Origin of the sequence: Streptomyces triticagri (assembly GCF_003429565.1) — a bacterium.
Taxonomy (GTDB): Bacteria; Actinomycetota; Actinomycetes; order Streptomycetales; family Streptomycetaceae; genus Streptomyces; species Streptomyces triticagri.
This window is the reverse complement of record NZ_QUAK01000039.1, coordinates 1-19,707: the sequence shown is the minus strand read 5'-3', so window position 1 is coordinate 19,707 and position 19,707 is coordinate 1. Positions and strand designations below refer to the sequence as shown.

The window sequence follows — 19,707 nt, the reverse complement described above, 5'->3', positions numbered from 1 at the left end:
ACGGATCACGGAGGCCTGATGTCCGAGTCGAATCAAGCGGCACACCCGGTGCCGAAGCAGGCGCTGGCGGCGTGGAAGAAGGTGCACGGATTCGCCCTCGGCCTGCCGGGCGCCTTCGAGGACCACCCCTGGGGCAGGACGGTGGTGAAGGTCAACAAGAAGGTCTTCGTGTTCCTCGGAGTGACCGACGGCAGCCATCCGCTGGGCGTGACGGTGAAGCTGACGGACGAGGCACTGCACGCGCACGCGATGACCATGCCCGGCGCGGAACCGGCCGGTTACGGCCTAGGCAATTCGGGCTGGGTCCGCCTGCCGCTCGCGGTCGACGGCGCACCGCGCTCTGATCTGCTCTGCGACTGGGTCGAGGAGAGCTTCCGCGCCGTCGCCCCCAAGAAGCTGATCGGCGAACTCGACTCCCGCTGAGGGGCCGCAGCCCTTGTGCGGAGTGGAACGCGTTCTTAACATCGTTGCTGTTACATCAGTACTGTCACAGCGCTGGGGGTTCGATGTCGGGGACAGCGACGTCAGATGCGGGGCACGGCCCGCTGAGCGGGATCAAGGTCGTCGAGCTGGCCGGCATCGGCCCGGGGCCGTTCGCCGCGATGCTCCTGGCCGACCTGGGTGCCGACGTCGTCCGCGTCGACCGCCCCGGCGGCGCGGGCCTGGCCATCGACCCGGACCACGACATCACCAACCGCAACAAGCGATCGGTGCTCATCGACCTCAAGTCCCCCGAAGGCCCCGGCCTCGTCCTCGACCTGGCCGAGCGCGCGGACATCGTCATCGAGGGTTATCGCCCCGGGGTCGCCGAGCGGCTCGGCGTGGGCCCAGAGGCCTGCCACGAGCGCAACGCGAGCCTGGTCTACGGCCGGATGACCGGTTGGGGCCAGGACGGCCCACTCGCCGACCGGGCGGGCCACGACATCGCCTACATCGCCGTCACCGGCACCCTCGGCATGATCGGTAAGCCGGACGAGCCGCCCGCAGTCCCGGCCAACCTGGTCGGTGACTACGCGGGCGGCTCGCTCTATCTCGTCGTCGGCGTGCTCGCCGCCCTGCAGCACGCCCGCACCCACGGCGAGGGCCAGGTCGTGGACGCCGCCATCGTGGACGGTGCCGCGCACCTCGCCTCGATGATCCACGGCATGATGGCGGCCGGCGGCTGGCAGGACCGGCGCGGCAGCAATCTGCTCGACGGCGGCTGCCCGTTCTACGGCAACTACGAGACGGCGGACGGCGGTTACATGGCCGTCGGCGCCCTGGAGCGGCAGTTCTACGACGAGTTCGTGCGGTTGCTCGGCATCGAGGACGAGGCGCCGGGCCGCAAGGACTTCGCCCGCTGGGACGAGCTGCGCAGCGCGATCGCCGAGCGGTTCAAGACCCGTACCCGCGACGAGTGGACGGCCGTCTTCGCCGGCTCCGACGCCTGTGTGGCTCCCGTGCTGTCCCTGCGCGAGGCGCCGCAGCACCCGCATCTGGCGGCCCGCGGCACCTTCGTCGAGCACTCCGGTATCACCCAGCCCGCACCCGCGCCCCGCTTCTCCGCCACCCCCGGCGCGGTCCGCAGCGCGCCCGCGCGCCCCGGCGCGCACACCGCCGAGATCGCCGCCGACTGGGACCTCCCGGGCCTCACGGCGGACGACAAGAGCTGATGTCCAGGACCCGGTGCCGCCCGCACGACGGCGGACCGCACCACCGCCCCCGTACGCCTCACCCGCCTGCCACCCAGGGAGCTCGAGCATGACGCCAAGTACGCCCTCCGGACTGAGCCGCACCCTCTACACCGAGGAGCACGAGGCGTTCCGCGAGACCGTCCGGGCGTTCCTCGCCAAGGAGGTCCTGCCGTACTACGAGCAGTGGGAGCGGGACGGCATCGTCGCCCGAGAGGCCTGGCTCGCCGCAGGCCGGCAGGGACTCCTCGGGCTCGCCGTGCCCGAGGAGTACGGCGGCGGTGGCAACACGGACTTCCGCTTCAGCGCCGTACTGGCCGAGGAGTTCACCCGGGCCGCGGCCCCCGGACTCGCAATCGGGCTGCACAACGACATCATCGGCCCGTATCTGACTTCCCTGGCCACCGAGGAGCAGAAGCAGCGCTGGCTGCCCGGATTCTGCTCCGGCGAGACCATCACCGCCATCGCGATGACCGAGCCAGGTGCGGGCTCCGACCTGCAGGGCATCAAGACCCGCGCCGAGGACAAGGGCGACCACTGGCTCCTGAACGGCTCCAAGACCTTCATCTCCAACGGCGTCCTGGCCGACCTCGTCATCGTCGTCGCGGCCACCGAACCGGGCGGCGGCTCCAAGGGCCTGTCCCTGTTCGTCGTCGAGCGCGGCATGGAGGGCTTCGAGCGCGGCCGCAATCTCGACAAGATCGGCCAGAAGGCCCAGGACACCGCCGAGTTGTTCTTCACCGACGTCCGCGTCCCGAAGGAGAATCTGCTCGGCGAGGTCAACGGCGCCTTCCTGTACCTGATGACCAATCTCGCCCAGGAGCGCATGGGCATCGCGGTCGCCGGGATCGCCGCCGCCGAGCATCTGCTCGAGATCACCATGACGTACGTCAAGGAGCGCGAGGCGTTCGGCCGGCCGCTCGCCAAGCTCCAGCACATCCGCTTCGAGATAGCCGAGATGGCCACCGAGTGCGCCGTCACCCGGACCTTCCTCGACCGCTGCATCACCGACCACGCCGCGGGAGCGCTCGACGCCGTGCACGCCTCGATGGCCAAGTGGTGGGCCACCGAACTGCAGAAGCGCGTCGCCGACCGCTGCCTCCAACTGCACGGCGGATACGGGTACATGACCGAGTACCCGGTCGCCAAGGCGTACACCGACGGCCGCATCCAGACCATCTACGGCGGCACCACCGAGATCATGAAGGAGATCATCGGCCGCTCGCTGCTGTCCTGAGCGACGCCCCAAGCGACGCCCCACCGTCTCCCCGGCACCCCTCCCGTACCGCATTCCCGAAAGGCTGCAGACCTTGAGCACCGAAGCGTACGTCTACGACGCGATCCGCACCCCGCGCGGCCGCGGCAAGGCCAACGGCGCCCTGCACGGCACCAAGCCGATCGATCTGGTCGTCGGCCTCATCCACGAGGTCAGGAACCGCTTCCCGGACCTGGACCCGGCCGCCGTCGACGACATCGTGCTCGGCGTCGTCGGCCCGGTCGGCGACCAGGGCTCCGACATCGCGCGCATCGCCGCGATCGCCGCAGGCCTGCCCGACACGGTGGCCGGAGTCCAGGAGAACCGCTTCTGCGCCTCGGGCCTCGAAGCGGTCAACCTGGCCGCCATGAAGGTCCGTTCGGGCTGGGAGGACCTGGTGCTCGCCGGCGGCGTCGAGTCGATGTCGCGGGTGCCGATGGCCTCCGACGGCGGCGCCTGGTTCGCCGACCCGATGACCAACCACGAGACCGGATTCGTCCCGCAGGGCATCGGCGCCGACCTCATCGCCACCATCGAGGGCTTCTCCCGGCGCGACGTCGACGAGTACGCCGCCCTCTCCCAGGAGCGTGCCGCCGCCGCCGTCAAGGACGGCCGCTTCGACCGCTCGATCGTGCCCGTCAAGGACCGCTCGGGCCTCACCGTCCTCGACCACGACGAGCACCTGCGCCCCGGCACCACCGCCGACTCGCTGGCCGGCCTCAAGCCTTCTTTCAAGGACATCGGCGACCTCGGCGGCTTCGACGCCGTCGCACTGCAGAAGTACCACTGGGTCGAGGAGATCGACCACGTCCACCACGCGGGCAACTCCTCCGGAATCGTCGACGGCGCATCCCTCGTCGCGGTCGGCACCCGCGAGGTGGGGGAGCGGTACGGCCTCACCCCGCGCGCCCGGATCGTCTCGGCCGCCGTCTCCGGCTCCGAGCCCACCATCATGCTCACCGGCCCGGCGCCGGCCACCCGCAAGGCACTCGCCAAGGCCGGACTCACCATCGACGACATCGACCTGGTGGAGATCAACGAGGCGTTCGCCGCGGTCGTCCTGCGCTTCGTCAAGGACATGGGCCTCTCCCTCGACAAGGTCAATGTCAACGGCGGAGCGATCGCCCTCGGCCACCCGCTCGGCGCCACCGGCGCGATGATCCTCGGCACCCTCGTCGACGAACTGGAGCGCCAGGACAAGCGCTACGGCCTCGCCACGCTCTGCGTCGGCGGCGGCATGGGCATCGCCACCATCGTCGAGCGCCTCTGACGACGTCCGTCCCATCCGGATCCGTCCCTCACTTACGGCACTTACGGCACTTACGGCACTTACGGCCATACGGAGAAAGCCAGATGAGCACCGAGCCCACCACCATCCGCTGGGAACAGGACGAGACCGGCGTCGTCACCCTCGTACTCGACGACCCCGACCAGTCCGCCAACACCATGAACCAGGCCTTCAAGGCCTCCCTCACCGCGGTCACGGACCGGCTGGAGGCCGAGCGCGACAGCGTGCGCGGTGTCATCTTCACCTCGGCCAAGAAGACCTTCTTCGCCGGCGGCGACCTGCGTGAACTGATCGCCGTCACCCCCGAGACCGCCCAGTTCGCCTTCGAGGCCGGCCAGGGCATCAAGCGCGATCTGCGGCGCATCGAGACCCTCGGCAAGCCGGTCGTCGCGGCCATCAACGGCGCGGCGCTCGGCGGCGGTTACGAGATCGCCCTCGCCTGCCACCACCGCGTCGCCCTGGACGGATCGAGCACCAAGATCGGCCTGCCCGAGGTCACCCTCGGCCTGCTCCCCGCGGGCGGCGGCGTCACCCGGACCGTACGCCTGCTCGGCATCGCGGACGCACTGCTCAAGGTGCTCCTCCAGGGCACCCAGTACAACCCGAAGCGCGCCCTGGAGAACGGCCTGATCCACGAGGTCGCCGCCGACCGCGACGAACTCCTCGCCAAGGCGCGGGCGTTCATCGACGCCAACCCCGAGGCACAGCAGCCCTGGGACAAGCCGGGCTACCGGATCCCCGGCGGCACCCCGGCCAACCCGAAGTTCGCGGCGAACCTGCCGGCCTTCCCGGCGAACCTCAAGAAGCAGACGAACGGCGCCCCTTACCCCGCCCCGCGCAACATCCTCGCGGCCGCCGTCGAGGGCTCCCAGGTCGACTTCGAGACCGCGCAGACCATCGAGGCGCGCTACTTCACCGAGCTGGTCTCCGGCCAGACCTCGAAGAACATGACCCAGGCCTTCTTCTTCGACCTGCAGGCCGTCAACTCCGGCGCCAACCGCCCGAAGGGCATCGAACCCCGCAAGGTCACCAAGGTCGCGGTGCTCGGCGCCGGCATGATGGGCGCGGGCATCGCGTACTCCTGCGCGCGGGCCGGCATCGAGGTCGTCCTCAAGGACGTCTCCGCCGAGGCGGCCGCCAAGGGCAAGGCGTACTCGGAGAAGCTCTGCGCCAAGGCCGTCTCGCGCGGCCGTACCACCCAGGACAAGGCGGACGCGCTGCTCGCCCGCATCACCCCGGCCACCGACCCGCAGGACGTGGTGGGCTGCGACGCGGTCATCGAGGCCGTCTTCGAGGACCCGGCGCTCAAGCACAAGGTGTTCCAGGAGATCCAGGACGTCGTCGAGCCGGACGCACTGCTCTGCTCCAACACCTCGACGCTGCCGATCACCCTGCTCTCCGAGGGCGTCGCACGGCCGGCGGACTTCATCGGCCTGCACTTCTTCTCGCCGGTCGACAAGATGCCGCTCGTCGAGATCATCAAGGGCGAGCGGACCTCGCATGAGGCCCTGGCCCGCGCCTTCGACCTGGTCCGCCAGATCAACAAGACGCCCATCGTGGTGAACGACTCGCGCGGCTTCTTCACCTCCCGCGTGATCGGCCACTTCATCAACGAGGGCGTGGCGATGGTCGGCGAGGGCATCGAGCCCGCATCCGTCGAGCAGGCCGCCGCCCAGGCCGGCTATCCGGCGAAGGTGCTCTCCCTGATGGACGAGCTGACCCTCACCCTGCCGCGCAAGATCCGCAACGAGTCCAAGCGGGCGATCGAGGAGGCCGGCGGCACCTGGGCCACCCACCCCGCGGAGGCCGTGATCGACCGCATGGTCGACGAGTTCGGCCGCCCCGGCCGCAGCGGCGGCGCCGGTTTCTACGAGTACGGCGAGGACGGCAAGCGGGGCCGCCTGTGGCCGGGGCTGCGCGAGCACTTCACCCGGGACGGCGCCTCGATCCCGTTCGAGGACATGAAGGAGAGGATGCTGTTCTCCGAGGCCCTGGACACCGTCCGGCTCGTCGAGGAGGGCGTCCTGACCTCCGTCGCGGACGCCAACATCGGCTCCATCATGGGCATCGGCTTCCCCGCCTGGACCGGCGGCATCCTGCAGTACATCAACGGCTACGAGGGCGGACTGCCCGGCTTCGTGGCGCGCGCCCGCGAGCTGGCCGAGCGCTACGGCGACCGGTTCCTGCCGCCCGCGCTGCTCGTCGAGAAGGCGGAGAAGGGCGAGACCTTCACCGACGCCTGACACACCAGGGCCCGTGTCGCCGTGCGACGCGGGCCCTGCTCGTACCGTGGCCGCCCTCAGGCTGTCCCGTGGCCGCCCTCGGAACTCGGGCGGAACGCCCCGCGCAGCTCCTCGCGCAGGGAGCGCTGGAACGCCATGACCAGGGCCTGTATCACCAGCGGCTGCATATGGGCGGACAGCGACTTCATCGCCGCCACATGCTCGGCTTCCGCACCCGGCTTGCCGGGAGCCTCACCCACCTCGTCGCGGAAGATCCGGCTCAAGTCCTGCGCCGCCGCGCGGGTGTGCTCGATCAGCACCGCGCGCGAGGCCAGGATCGCCTCGTGGGTGAACGGCACGCCGAGCAGCTCGACCCCGAGGCGCAGCATCCCGGCATCGATCCGGAAGAGCTCCGGGTCGTCCGTCCTGGCGAGCGCGTCGAACGCGGCGAGCCGGTCGATCTCCGTCTCGTCCAGACTCCGGCCCGCCCGGCGCTCCAGCTCGGCGCGGTCCACCTCCTCGGCCGTGTCGAGCGCCCAGGTGGCCACAAGGCCGCGGTGGATGGCGAGGTCGCGGGCGCTGAGATCGGGCGAGAGCTGCTCCAGATACCGCTCGATCGCGGCGAGCGTCATGCCCTGGTGCTGCAGCTCCTCGATCAGCGCGAGTCGGGAGAGGTGGTCGGAGCCGTACCGTCCGACCCGGCGCGGGCCGATGGCCGGCGGCGGCAGCAGTCCACGGGTGCTGTAGAAGCGGATGGTGCGGACCGTGACCCCGGTGCGGGCGGCCAGCTCGTCGACCGTGAGGGTCGGCTCCTCGGCTTCCGTCGTCATGAGCGCTCCTTCTCCCGCCGCCGTCATGGTCCGGTGGAACAGTATTGCTGTCTCACCACTGTTGTGAAAGTGCCCCGGCGTCACGGGCGAACGGCTCATGCCTCCTCGTCCTGGCGCTCCCCCTTCGTCCAGTACGTGGTCAGCCGGGTGTCGGCATGGTCCATGCCCAGCTCGTCGACGAAGTGCCGGCGCAGCGCGCGGACCGCGTCCCGCTCGGCGCCGCCCCAGACCCGGCCGCGGCCGGGGGCCTGGGCCAGGGTTCCGGCCTCCGCGGCGAGCAGCTCACCGGCGGGACGGCCGTTCCGGTGCAGCCACCGTATTAGGGCGTCGGCGCGGGTCGGCAGGGGCAGTTCCTCGGCGGCGTCGGCCACTTCGGCGAGCACGGTCACCGGATGGCCCTCCGGCAGCTCTTCGAGGATGACGGCGATGGCGGGCAGGGCGGTCTCGTCTCCGAGCAGCAGAGTCCAGTCGGCTTCGGCATCCAGGGGGTAGGCGGGACTCGGCCCGAACCAGATGGCCTCGTCGCCCGGAACGGCCCGCTCGGCCCAGCCGGAGGCCAGCTGGTCGGGTCCGTGCAGGACGAAGTCCATGTCGACCTCGCCGACTTCGGGGCGGTGGTGGCGGATCGTATAGCGGCGCAGCCGCGGTTTCGCCGTTGCGTAGAGCTCGCGGGCGGCCTGCGTGGTGAACGGCCGCGGCAGGTTGACCCCTGGCTCGTAGAAGTACAGGGCGACGTGCTGGTCCGTGCCGTTACTGACGAACCCGGTGAGCTCGGGTGCGGTGAACGTCAGTCGAAGCATCCGCGGGGTGAGCCGCCGGACCCGGCTGACCCGTGTGACGTACAGGCTGCCCGGCCGGCGGCTGCGGTGGCGGTGCTCCTCGGTCGCCTGGTTCATCCACTGGCTCCTTGCTGGCTGATCGACCGGCCGCTGCCCGGAAGGTCGCGGAGGATATAAGTTAGGACAGCCTAACCTTGCCGACTCGGGCGATGGCTTCGCCATGCCCGCCTTCCGCCGTGCCCGACTTCCCTGGAGGGGAACGAACATGAGCCCACGCACCTGGCCGGTCCCGGTCGACCGGAGACGCTTCCTCGGCGGCCTCGCCGGCGGCGCGGCCGCTCTCGGACTCTCGGCATGCGGAGTGAGCGAATCGGGCGACGGCGAGGACAAGGGCGGCGACAAGGCCGCGAGTACCCGACGCATCAAGACCGACAACGGCTCCATCACGGTCCCCGAGCAGCCGAAGCGCGTGGTGGCCACCGTCAACTACGACGCCCTCATGCTGCTCGACCTCGGTCTGGTGCCCGTGGGTGTCCCGGACGGCACCGCGCAGCGGGCGCTGATGCCCGCCGCGTCCTACGCCAAGCTCAAGGACGTCGAGACCATCGGCGCCCCGGGCGTCCCCAACGCGCAGGCCGTCGCCCGGCTCGAGCCCGATCTGATCGTGGATCAGTTCTACAAGGACAAGACGGCACCGCTCAGCAAGATCGCCCCGGTCGCGTTCTACGACTGGGGCCACAGCGGTGCCCTCTGGCACGAGCAGATCGCCAAGATGGCCGAGGCGGTGAACCGCAAGGACAGGCTGACCAGCGCCAGGCGCAAGTACGAGTCGCGCGTCAAGGAGGTGCGCCGCACCTACGCGAAGCAGATCGAGCAGTCCACCTGGGCGGTGCTGAGCGGCGGCCCCAGCGGCAAGTTCTACCTCGGCTCACCGCTGCTGACCGTGCTGCGCGAACTGGGCCTGAAGATCGGCAAGGGCACGCCGAAGGGCGACGCCGGGTTCACGGAGAAGAGCTACGAGGAGCTCGACGTGCTCGACGACTGCACGGTGCTGCTGTACGTCGGCCAGTTCGACGGCAGCACTCCGCCGACCACCAAGGAGCTCCTGGCGAACAAGCTCTGGAAGCGGGTCCCCGCGGTGCGTGCCGGTCACGCGTACCCGATCAAGCACTACGGCGTGGCCTGCTACTCCTTCGCGCTCGGCGCGGTCGACGAGATCGAGGCGGTGCTCAAGAAGCTGTGATCCGCGGGGAGTTCGTGATTCGGCGCCCTCAGCCCTGCGTGGACCGCCGCCTGCGGAACAGTGCCCAGGCCAGATACGCACCGCCGAGCACCGCGGTCGTCACCCCGACCGGCAGCTGACTGTCCTGCTGCTGCTCGCCCACCAGGCCGATCGCGGCGAACCACCCCATGGCCTGCCCGGAGAAGAGATGGGCGCCGGACAGCAGTGCGGCGCCCATCGCACCGGCGGAGAGCATGCTCACGCCGGGACTCCTGGAGAGCATCAGGGCGATCTGCGGAGCCGCGAGGGCGATGAAGGGCACCGGCCCGGCGCTCGCCACGGCCACCCCGCACAGACCGACGCCCAGCACGGTCAGGGCGATCCGGGTCAGGTTCACCCGTACCCCGAGCCCCTGGGCGAGTTCGTCGCCCATCTCGAGGATGCGCAGCTGCCTGCCGAGCAACAGCGTCGCGGGCAGCAGCACGGCGAGAGCCACCGCTATGGTCTGGACGGCGCCCCAGGAACGGCCGTTCAGGGTGCCGATCAGCCAGATGTGGGCGTTCTGCGCGTCGTGCAGCGAAGAACGCGTCAACAGATACGAATTGACCGAGCCGAGCATCGCGGTGACGCCGAGGCCGATCAGGATCAGGCGTACGCCGTGCAGCCCCCCGCTGTTGGCGAGCAGGAAGACCACCGTGGCCGCGACCAGACCGCCCCCGATCGCGCCGACCGCCACCGGCGCCGCACCGCCGCCGAGGACGAGCACCAGGATCGCGCCGGTCGCTGCCCCGCTGTTGAAGCCGATCACATCGGGGCTCGCCAGCGGATTGCGGGAGAGATTCTGGAAGACGGCACCGCTCATCCCGAGCGCACCGCCGACCAGGATCGCCAACAGGGCCTGAGGCAGCCGCTCCTGGTTGACGAAATGCACGGCGAGCCGGTCGCCGGTCCCGTGGAACAGCGCGCGGAGGACGGCGGACGGAGCGACCGGATACGAGCCCGTGCACAGGCTCACCGCGAGCAGCGCTCCCGCGGCGAGCAGCGCACTCGCGCTCAGCAGCGCGGTCCTGCGGTGGACGCGCAGGGACCAGCGGCCGACGCGGGCACTGACGGACCGGGCGGGGACCCGAGCTCCCATCGCTGCGGCCGGCCTCGTGCCGGTCACAGGGCGGATCCCCGGCGCCGGCGCACCATGGCGATGAACACCGGAGCCCCGACGAGCGCTGTCACCGCACCCACCTCCAACTCGCCCTCGGGCAGTACGACCCGGCCGACGGTGTCGGCACCGAGTACCAGTACGGGAGCGAGCACCATGCAGTACGGCAGGTTCCAGCGCAGATCCGGGCCGGCCAGCCAGCGGGAGACAAGCGGTACGACGAGGCTCACGAAGCCGATCGGCCCGGCCGCGGCGGTGGCCGTGCCGCACAGCACGGTGACCACGGCCACCGTCAGACCACGGGTCCGGTTGATGTGCACGCCGAGCCCCTTGCCCAGTTCGTCCCCGAGCGCGATCGAGTTCAGCGAGCGTGCGAGCAGCAGCGCGCCGAGCAGCCCGGCGAGCACGAACGGCGCCAGATCCAGGACCAGTTCGGGCTTGCGGCCGGCCAGCGAACCGACCATCCAGAACCGCAGATAGTCGTAGGTCGCTGCGTCGAAGACGGTGAGTCCTGCGATGATCCCGCCGAGTCCCGCGCTCACGGCCGCGCCGGCGAGGGTGAGGCGCATCGGGGTGGGGCCGGCCCGTCCCGACGCCCCCAGGGCATAGACGGCGACGGCCGCGGCAGCGGCGCCGAGGAACGAGAACCAGACCAGGCCGATGAAGTCACCGAGCCCGAACACGCCGATCGCGAAGACCACGGCGGCCGACGCCCCCGCATTCACCCCGAGCAGCCCTGGGTCGGCCAGCGGATTGCGGGTCAGCGTCTGCATCAGCGCCCCGGCCACCCCGAGCGCCGCACCGACCAGTAGGCCCACCAGGGTGCGGGGGAGCCGGAGTTGGCGCACCACATCGGTGGTGTACGAACCGTCGTCGCGCCACAGCGCATGCCACACCTGGGCCGCCGAGGTGCCCTTGGTGCCGACCCAGATGCTCAACAGGACGAGCAGGAACAGCAAGGTGCAGAGCAGCAGGAGTCCGCTGCCGCGCAGGACGGTCCTGGTCGTCGTGGGCCGCTGCCCGGGGCCGCGGACGGCGCTTTTCGAGGGCTCGGTCGCAAGGGCCGTGTCATGCACTTCGCGGCGCATTCGCGACGTGGTTCCTTCCGTCCGCATCCGTCGACTCCTGCGTACAGCGGAGGCCTTGGTTAAGTAAGCCTAACCGTACTTAACGGTGCGGGATGGTCCGAGCCCGTGAGGTGCCTGGTGCCGAGAGCGCTTCCCCCGGCACCAGGCTCATGCTCAATGGTCGTGATCGTGGACGGAGTTGGTGCGCTGGATCTGCTTCCAGGACTTCGGGCGCTCGGGCTCTGCGTCGGAGCGGGACAGGGACGCGGCGGCCGCGGCCGGTGCCGAGGGCTTCGTCGGCTGGTAGAGCCAGGTGTCGAAGAGGTCCGCGAGCGGCTTGCCCGAGGCCTTCTCCGCGTAGGCGACGAAGTCCTGCACATCGGCGTTGCCGTACGCGTTCTCGGTCGGCCAGCCCTTGAGGATCTCGAAGAAGGCCTTGTCCCCGATCTCGTTGCGCAGCGCCTGCAGGGCGAGCGCTCCCCGGTCGTAGACCGCGGCGTGGAACTGGTTGTCCGGGCCCGGGTCGCCGGGCTCGACCGTCCAGAACTCGTCGTCCGCCGGGTGCTGGGCGTACACGTAGTCGGCCAGCTCCTGCGCGGTGCCCTCGCCCTCCTTCTCGGACCACAGCCACTGGCTGTAGCGGGCGAAGCCCTCGTTGACCCAGATGTCCTTCCAGCCCTTGAGGGAGACGCTGTCGCCGTACCACTGGTGGGCGATCTCGTGCACCACCACGGAGACGTTCGAGCCGTTGGCGAACTGCTTGGGACTGTAGAACGGCCGGGTCTGTGTCTCGAGAGCGTAGCCGCTGGTGACGTTCGGGACGTAGCCGCCGACCGCGTTGAACGGGTACGGGCCGAAGATCTCGGTGAGCCAGTCCGTGACCTCCGCGGTCCGCTCGATGCTGGCCCGTGCGGCGCCCGCGTGCTCGCCGAGGTCCTTGCTGTAGGCGTTCAGGACCGGCAGTCCGCCCTCGGTGGTGTCGGTGGTCACGTCGAACTTCCCGACCGCGAGGGTGGCGAGATAGGTCGCCTGCGGCTTGTCCGAACGCCAGCTGAAGCGCGTCCAGTCGGCACCGACCGGGTTCTCGGACTGCAGTACGCCGTTGCTGATCGCCTGACTGCCGTTCGGCACCTGCACGGAGACGTCGTACGTCGCCTTGTCCAGGGGATGGTCGTTCGACGGGAACCACCAGGCGGCCGACTCGGGCTCCTGTGCGGCGATGCCCCCGTCCGGGGTGCGGTGCCAGGCCGTGTAGCCGTTGATCTCGACCTCGGACGGCTTGCCCGCGTACCGCACCACGATCGTCGCCGAGGCCCCGTTGGGCAGCGGAGTCGCCGGAGTGATCTCCAGCTCCTGCTCACCGGAGGTGGTGAACTCGGCCTTCTTGCCGTTCACCCGCACCTCGTCGACCTTCAGGCCGAAGTCCAGATTGAACCGGGACAGATTCTGCGTGGTGGTCGCGAGCAGCGTCGCCGTGCCCTCCAACAGGTCGGTCTCCGGCTGGTACTTGAGGCGCAGGTCGTAGTGCGACACGTCGTATCCGCCGTTGCCGCTCGCCGGGTAGTAGGGGTCGCCGATCCCGGGTGCGCCCGGTGCGTGGTCGGCGGCCGATGCCGGGATCGCCAGCAGGAGGCAGGCCGCGAGCGCGCTCGGGGCGATGAGTCTGCGGTGCACTGTGGCTCCAAGTCTTCACGGTGGAGGGAAACTTGTGGGACGGGAGGAGCCTATTGAGTACCCGCGGTCCCGGTCATGCCCATGGCCGCTCCTGTCATGTGATCGCCACGAGGGCGTCATCAGCGGCCGGCACGAGACGCGCCAGGTCGCAGGGAGCCGGCGCTCCATCGCCCGCGCGCCGTGCGGCACTTGTCGTACGCCCGGCGATCACGCCCTCTTCTGCGCGGCGCCCCCGCGCGGTACCTTCCGCGTCATGCCGTCGGCGGCCCGGGCCGCACGGCAGCCGCACGCCGTGCAACCGACGTCCGGCCCGGTGCCCGCGAACCGCCCCGCCCAGGGAGGCAACGCCCGTGAGATCCCGACTGCGCATCGCACTGCTGGCCGCTGCCGCCACCGCGCTCGTCGTGCCCGTGCTCACCGCACCCGCCCGGGCCGACGGCGCCGGTACGCCGAAGCCGCCGCGCACCGGTTTCGAACGGACCGACGGCGCACGCTGGACCACACAGTCCGAGGAGCAACGACTGCTCGCCACCGTCGACCGGCAGATCGACCGGACCAGCGTCGAGCGGATCGGCACCACTGACCAGGGCCGCCCGCTCCAACTCGTCCGCATCGGCTCCGGCCACCGGACCGCGGCGACGGTGCTCCTGGTGTGCAGTCAGCACGGCAACGAACCGTCCGGGCGTGAAGCCTGTCTCTCCACCATCCGCGATCTCAGCTACGGCCAGGACGAGCGGACCCGCCGGCTCCGCTCGCACACCACGTTTCTCGTCGTCCCCACCGCCAACCCCGACGGCCGCGCCGCCGACACCCGCGGTAACTCGGACGGAGTAGACGTCAACCGCGACCACATCGCCCTGGAGACCGCCGAGGCCCGCGCCATGGCGGCCGTGATCCGCGACCACCGGCCGGACATCATCTACGACCTGCACGAGTACGGCGCCACGCCCCCGTACTACGACAAGGATCTGTTCGACCTGTGGCCGCGCAATCTCAACACCCACGACCAGGTGCACACCGAGTCGGAGCTGCTCTCGAGCGACCATGTGCGCCCGGCGGCCGAGCACGACGGCCACTCCACCGGTACCTACGGCATCTGGACCGACCCGGCAACCGGAGACCCCGTCAAACAGACGGCGGGCGACGGCCAGGAGCGCATCCTGCGAAACGCCTCCGGCGTGAAGCACTCGGTGGGCCTGCTCATCGAGAGCCGTGTCGACCCGCTCACCGACGCCGAGAAGGAGGACGAGGCGCTCAACAACCGCCGCCGCGTCGCCTCGCAGCAGTCGGCACTGCAAGGCCTGTTCCGCTACGCACAGGACCGCGCGGGCACCCTGCGGGCCGCCACCGCCGAAGCCCGCAGCGCCGGTTACGCCGATCGGGGCCCGGTCTTCCTCGGCGGCGCCGACAACGAACCGGCCGAACCGTCCGAGATCCTGTCCGACCCGCCCTGCGGCTACGCCCTCGAACCGGCCCAGTACGCCGACGTGCGTGACGAACTCGCACTCCACGGCGTCACCGTGCGGCGCGACGGCGCCGGTGCTTTCGTACCTCTGAGGCAGTCGATGCGTGCCCTCGTACCGCTGCTTCTCGACGAGCGTGCCACCTACTCCCTCACGGACGGACGGCCCGTCCCGGATTGCTGAACGCCCCAGACACATGTCACCTGTGGTAGGGGGTACAAGGAGAAAAATTCATAGCTCTGAAAGGTGCCGCTTGTGTCGCATGACGCACAGAACCCGACCGGTGGGGGGGATTCGCCGGTGACGGCGGAGTTCCCCGAAGGTCTGCACGAAACCGCGCGCCCACAGACGGACCGTGTGGTGTTCGGTGTGACCGCCGCCTTCACCCTCGCGTTCGTGCTCTGGGGAGCAGTGTCGACCGATTCGCTCGAAAGCGTGTCGGGAAAGATGCTCACCGGCCTGGTGCACAACGGCGGCTGGGCGTTCGTGCTCGCCGCCTCCGGCTTCGTGGTCTTCGCGCTCTGGCTGGCGATCAGCCGCTACGGCAAGATCACGCTCGGCCAGGAGGGCGAGGAACCAGAGTTCAGGACGGTGTCCTGGATCGCCATGATGTTCAGCGCCGGTATGGGTATCGGCCTGATGTTCTACGGCGTGAGCGAGCCCCTCACGTTCTACAACTCCCCTCCGCCGGGCACCGATCCGGCGGACTCCGCAGCCGCCATGGAAACGGCGATGGCGACCACCCTGTTCCACTGGACGCTGCACCCCTGGGCGATCTACGCGGTGGTCGGCCTGGCCATCGCGTACAGCTGCTTCCGGCGCCGCCGCCGGCAGACCATCAGCGCCGTCTTCACCCCGCTGATCGGTGAGGAGCGTGCCAACGGCGGCTGGGGCAAGGTCATCGACATCCTCGCGATCTTCGCGACGCTGTTCGGCTCCGCCGCGTCCCTCGGTCTCGGCGCGCTGCAGATCGGCAGCGGAATGAAGGAGCTGGACTGGACCCAGGCCGGCACCGGCCTGCTCGTGGTCATCATCGCGGTCCTCACCGCGGCGTTCGTGCTCTCCGCGGTGTCCGGCGTCGAACGCGGAATCCAGTGGCTGTCGAACATCAACATGGTGCTGGCCGGAATCCTCGCCCTCTTCGTCTTCGTCGCGGGCCCCACGATCGTGATTCTCGACCTGCTGCCGACCTCCGTGGCGCACTACCTCGGTGACCTGCCGCAGCTGATGGGCCGTACCGAGGCGTCCAGCGGCAAGGACATCGCGGACTGGCTGGGCAGCTACACGGTCTTCTACTGGGCGTGGTGGATCTCCTGGACGCCCTTCGTCGGCATGTTCATCGCGCGCATCAGCCGCGGTCGCACGGTCCGTCAGTTCATCGGCGGCGTCATCCTGGTGCCCAGCAGCGTGAGCCTGGTCTGGTTCGCGATCTTCGGCGGCTCCGCGATGAAGCTGACCGAGACCAAGCAGCTGCCGGCCGAGGACACCGTCGAGGGCCAACTGTTCTCACTGCTCAAGGAGTTCCCGATCGCCACCGCCATGTGCGTCCTGGTGATGGTCCTGGTCGGCATCTTCTTCGTGTCCGGCGCGGACGCCGCGTCCATCGTGATGGGCACGCTGTCGCAGAAGGGCACCTTCGAACCCACCAGGCTCGTCGTGATCTTCTGGGGGGCGGTCACCGGTGCCGTCGCAGCCATCATGCTGCTGATCGGCGACGGCAAGGACAACGCCTTGGAAGGCCTGAAGAATCTGACGATCCTGGTCGCAGCACCCTTCGCCGTGGTCATGGTCGGCATGTGCTGGGCCCTGATGCGCGACCTGCGCAAGGACCCGCTGATCGTACGGGCGGAGAAGGGCGAGGAAGCCGTCGAGATGGCCGTGATCGCGGGCCACGAACAGTTCGACGGGGACTTCGAGTTCCAGATCGCGCCCACGCCGCCCGAGGAGGAGGGCGCGGACGGGGAGGAGACTCCGGCGTCCGACACTCCGCCGAAGTCCTCGTGACGGCCGTGCACCACGGTTGACGGCCAGATCCGGCAGGGCGCCCCACCGCGGGGCGCCCTGTCGGCGTTCACGGGCCCCGGGCGCCGCTCAGGGCACCAGCGCTGCCGCCGCGTCGGCGCAGCCCCAGGCGACGGTGATCCCGGCGCCCCCGTGGCCGTAGTTGTGCACCACCAGGCCGCCTCCTGGCAGCCGTTCGGCGTCGATCCGCACGCCCGAGGTGCGGGCCGGCCGCAGCCCCACCCGGTGGCCGATGACCTTTGCTTCGGCGGCTGCCGGGTGGATGCGTGCGCAGCGCGCCACGATCGCCTCGGCCGTCGCAGGGTCGGGGAGCGGGTCCCCGTCGTTCTCCTGTGCGGTGCCGCCGAGCAGCAGCCGGCCCGGCTGGGGGAGCAGATACGTCGTCGCGGCCGCCTCGTCGACCGAGGTGAACCACTCCTCGACCCCCGGGTCTTCCACCACCACGAGCTGCCCGCGCACCGGATGCACCTCGGGGTCCGCGGCCAGCTCACGGGCCGCCAGGCCGGTGCAGTTGACCACCGTCGGCGCCTCGGCCGCGGCCTCCGCCAGGCTGCCGGCCGCCCGTGACAGCACCGTGCCGCCCGCCGCTTCCAGGCGCCGGCGCAGCCGGCCGAGGTGCACCGGCATGTCGATCAGCGGTGTCACCGCGCGGAGCCCGACCTCGTGGTGCCCCGGCACCTCGTCGCCGTACACCTCGCGCAGGCCCGGCACTTGGGCCGTCCACGGCCCGTGATCGGCCAGGCGCACCCCGGCGTGCACTCCGGGCACCATCCGTACGCCGGTGTCCCCGGGATCGTCCGCGAGCCGCTCGTACAGCCGCAGCGAACGCAACGACCAGTCGCCGACCTGCGCCTCGGGCTCGATCCGGTACGGCCACCACAGGCCGCCCGCCACCGCCGAGGTGGTGTCCGCCGCCTCCCGGGGCGACCACACCCGCACCCGGCTGCCGCGCTCGGCGAGCACGATCGCCGTGCTCAGACCGATCACGCCACCACCCAGAACGATCACATCTGCTGTCATGAACCGACCCTACGTGGCCCGTACAGGCAGTCGCGCCGGCGGGCCGGCCCGCCGGCTCCGCCCCGAGACGCCGCTGAACATCCGGCAACGGATTGCCGGATGCCGGGCTCGATCTCCGCCGCAGTGGGGATACTCAGGTCATGTCAGCCGAGTACGCGAGCTTCGGCCTGGCACCAGCGATGCGCGCCGGTGCCGTGACGGCCGACGGGAACTACCAGGTCCACCGCGACTTCACGGACTTCATCATCGACGGGCGCCCGCTGCTCTTCCAGCTGTCCGACCTGGACGCGGTGTCCCCGCTGGCCGCCGACGTACCGCCCGCGATTTTCACCGCACAGGTACGGGGCCTGCTCCTTGAGGCGGATCCACCGCTGGCCGGCGGCCGCCATCTGATCTACGGCTGCCCGGAGTGCGAGGGACTCGAATGCGGCGCGGTGACCGCCGTCATCGAGCGCGCCGGCGACGACGTGGTGTGGCGCGACTTCGCCTGGCAGACGGACGAACAGGTGGACCTGGAGCGCAACGGGTACCACGGGATAGGCCCGTTCCGCTTCCGCGGGGACCAGTACCGGGCCGAACTGTCCCGGCTGCTCGCTGCCGCCGAGCCCGCCGCGCACCGCAGGGTGCTCCTGATCGGCGCCCGGGCGGCCGTGTTCGCGAAGCTGGCCGGCGCGCTGCGCATCATCGGAATCGGCGCCGAGATCACCGAGGACGTCACCGCCATCCCGCCCCAGGAGCTGGCCACTTACGGCGCCGTCGCCTTCGGCCGTGCCGTCCCCGAGTCCCGGCGCACCGCGGTCCGGGAGGCCTTCGAGCGGGCGGGCGCCGATGTGGCGTACGTCGACGGCCTCGCCCCCGTCGTGCCGCTGCTCGTCGCACAGATCGAGGACGCGCTCGACCGGAGCCCGGCCGCGCAGCGGCGCCTCACCGCGCTGGTCGCGGAGGACAGCACGGCGGGCGTGGAGGTCACCTCGACCTGCCGGGTCACCCTCACCGCGTACCGCCTCGACCGGCTCTACCGCACCCATGTGCACGAGGTCTTCGACGACGTACTGGAGGCGGGGCAGCACCGAATTCCATTGGACGCGCGGGCGACCAAGGGGCGATCCTTCATCGTGGCGCGCACCACCGGGAGCGTGCTGGTCTCGCCGCTTGCGCGCTGACCCGGACACCGCTGCCCCCGACACCGCTGCCCCGGACACCGATGACCCGTCACAAGGCCCCACGGCGGGCACAGAACGCCGTATCACCATGACAGTTGAGCACGTCCGGAGGATCGCCTCCGCACCGCGGTGAGCGCCGCACGGCGCGGACCCGCGATCCGCCCCCGCAGCCGCGGTGACCTGCGCCGCGCCCGCAGACCCCGCGCGCACTCCTGCTGGGACCATCTCTACGCCGCACCCCTGTGGCCGCTGCACGGCGCCAACCTCGGTACGCTCGCCCGCACTTGTGACGCCGTCGGCGCCTGTCTGACCGTGCCGCGCTTCCCCTGGGTGCCCGAGGCGCTGGCTCGCGGGAACACCCTGCGCAAACCGCTCTGCACGCACTGGACCGGCGATCCGCTCGGCTGGCTGGTCCGGCAGCGGGAGCGGGGCGTACGGATCGTCGGTGTGGAACTGGCCGAGGAATCCGTACGCCTCGGCGATCTGCCCGTGGCCCGCGAGCCGACCGTGGTGGTACTGGGCCACGAACAGTCGGGGATCCCTCCGGAGGCACTCGATCTGCTCGACGCCTGTGTCGAGATCCCAATGGTGGGCACGGGAGCGAGCCTCAATGTCGCGGTGGCCGGGTCACTGGTGCTCTACCGGCTCGCGGGGCTCGCCTGAGCAGTGAGGCGCGTCAACTCCGCCCGCACCGGGCGGAGTTGACGCGGTGTGTCACTTCGGGTCGACCAGACCCGCCTTGCGCAGGGCGTCCGCCATCGCGCTGTTCGCCGGTGACGGGCGGCCGCCGCCGCGGCCGGCGCCCGAGCCGTGCCGGTCGCCGTTGCCACCCCGGCGCTCGCGGTTGCCTCCGCGCCGGTCGCGTCCGCCGCCGCG

16 protein-coding genes are annotated in these 19,707 nt (G+C 70.6%); 10 read left to right on the top strand and 6 right to left on the bottom strand.

Annotated features, from left to right (window positions below; genetic code table 11):
- Positions 1-18: 18 nt before the first annotated feature.
- The 5 genes from DY218_RS08180 (at position 19) to DY218_RS08160 (ending at position 6,456) form a co-directional block, all read left to right on the top strand.
- Positions 19-423 (top strand): MmcQ/YjbR family DNA-binding protein, encoded by a 405-nt coding sequence (locus DY218_RS08180; protein WP_128555249.1) that lies wholly within the window; start codon positions 19-21, stop codon positions 421-423.
- Between the two features lie 83 nt (positions 424-506).
- A complete protein-coding gene (locus DY218_RS08175) occupies positions 507-1,652 on the top strand; it encodes a CaiB/BaiF CoA transferase family protein (RefSeq protein WP_199566665.1) in 1,146 nt (381 codons plus the stop codon).
- 88 nt (positions 1,653-1,740) lie between these two features.
- The gene (locus DY218_RS08170) at positions 1,741-2,907 is read left to right on the top strand and encodes an acyl-CoA dehydrogenase family protein (protein WP_407703585.1); all 1,167 of its coding nucleotides are present in this window, start codon (positions 1,741-1,743) and stop codon (positions 2,905-2,907) included.
- A gap of 73 nt (positions 2,908-2,980) precedes the next feature.
- Positions 2,981-4,195 (top strand): acetyl-CoA C-acetyltransferase, encoded by a 1,215-nt coding sequence (locus DY218_RS08165; RefSeq protein ID WP_128555248.1) that lies wholly within the window; start codon positions 2,981-2,983, stop codon positions 4,193-4,195.
- An 83-nt stretch (positions 4,196-4,278) separates the two neighbouring features.
- Positions 4,279-6,456 (top strand): 3-hydroxyacyl-CoA dehydrogenase NAD-binding domain-containing protein, encoded by a 2,178-nt coding sequence (locus tag DY218_RS08160; protein WP_128555247.1) that lies wholly within the window; start codon positions 4,279-4,281, stop codon positions 6,454-6,456.
- A gap of 56 nt (positions 6,457-6,512) precedes the next feature.
- Here DY218_RS08160 and DY218_RS08155 read toward each other — a convergent pair whose 3' ends face one another.
- Both DY218_RS08155 and DY218_RS08150 read right to left on the bottom strand, forming a co-directional pair.
- Positions 6,513-7,265 (bottom strand): MerR family transcriptional regulator, encoded by a 753-nt coding sequence (locus tag DY218_RS08155; RefSeq protein ID WP_128555246.1) that lies wholly within the window; start codon positions 7,263-7,265, stop codon positions 6,513-6,515.
- Between the two features lie 95 nt (positions 7,266-7,360).
- On the bottom strand, positions 7,361-8,161 hold the full coding sequence (locus DY218_RS08150) for a siderophore-interacting protein (RefSeq protein WP_128555245.1): 801 nt from the start codon (positions 8,159-8,161) through the stop codon (positions 7,361-7,363).
- 148 nt (positions 8,162-8,309) lie between these two features.
- Here DY218_RS08150 and DY218_RS08145 point away from each other — a divergent pair, with 148 nt between their 5' ends.
- A complete protein-coding gene (locus DY218_RS08145; RefSeq protein ID WP_128555244.1) occupies positions 8,310-9,287 on the top strand; it encodes an ABC transporter substrate-binding protein in 978 nt (325 codons plus the stop codon).
- A 28-nt stretch (positions 9,288-9,315) separates the two neighbouring features.
- Here the strand turns inward: DY218_RS08145 and DY218_RS08140 are convergent, their stop codons facing one another.
- The 3 genes from DY218_RS08140 to DY218_RS08130 all read right to left on the bottom strand — a co-directional run bounded on the left by DY218_RS08140 (position 9,316) and on the right by DY218_RS08130 (position 13,163).
- Positions 9,316-10,404 carry a FecCD family ABC transporter permease gene (locus tag DY218_RS08140; protein WP_128555243.1) on the bottom strand — a complete coding sequence of 363 codons (1,089 nt, stop codon included), beginning with the start codon at positions 10,402-10,404 and terminating at the stop codon, positions 9,316-9,318.
- A gap of 23 nt (positions 10,405-10,427) precedes the next feature.
- The gene (locus DY218_RS08135) at positions 10,428-11,510 is read right to left on the bottom strand and encodes a FecCD family ABC transporter permease (RefSeq protein WP_128555242.1); all 1,083 of its coding nucleotides are present in this window, start codon (positions 11,508-11,510) and stop codon (positions 10,428-10,430) included.
- A 153-nt stretch (positions 11,511-11,663) separates the two neighbouring features.
- Positions 11,664-13,163: a M1 family metallopeptidase gene (locus DY218_RS08130; RefSeq protein WP_128555241.1), complete on the bottom strand. Its 1,500-nt coding sequence runs from the start codon at positions 13,161-13,163 to the stop codon at positions 11,664-11,666.
- 350 nt (positions 13,164-13,513) lie between these two features.
- On the opposite strand from DY218_RS08130, the gene DY218_RS08125 reads away from it, so the two are divergent.
- The gene (locus DY218_RS08125) at positions 13,514-14,809 is read left to right on the top strand and encodes a M14 family metallopeptidase (protein ID WP_128555240.1); all 1,296 of its coding nucleotides are present in this window, start codon (positions 13,514-13,516) and stop codon (positions 14,807-14,809) included.
- Between the two features lie 72 nt (positions 14,810-14,881).
- Positions 14,882-16,630, top strand: a complete 1,749-nt coding sequence (locus DY218_RS08120) for a BCCT family transporter (RefSeq protein ID WP_407703584.1) — start codon at positions 14,882-14,884, stop codon at positions 16,628-16,630.
- A gap of 87 nt (positions 16,631-16,717) precedes the next feature.
- Here the strand turns inward: DY218_RS08120 and DY218_RS08115 are convergent, their stop codons facing one another.
- Entirely contained in the window at positions 16,718-17,668 is a 951-nt protein-coding gene (locus tag DY218_RS08115; RefSeq protein WP_128555239.1) for an FAD-dependent oxidoreductase, read from the bottom strand.
- Between the two features lie 140 nt (positions 17,669-17,808).
- Here DY218_RS08115 and DY218_RS08110 point away from each other — a divergent pair, with 140 nt between their 5' ends.
- Positions 17,809-18,831, top strand: coding sequence for an oxidoreductase (locus DY218_RS08110; RefSeq protein WP_128555238.1), 1,023 nt, complete (start codon positions 17,809-17,811; stop codon positions 18,829-18,831).
- 129 nt (positions 18,832-18,960) lie between these two features.
- A complete protein-coding gene (locus DY218_RS08105) occupies positions 18,961-19,494 on the top strand; it encodes a TrmH family RNA methyltransferase (protein WP_128555237.1) in 534 nt (177 codons plus the stop codon).
- The last annotated feature ends 213 nt before the right edge of the window (positions 19,495-19,707 follow it).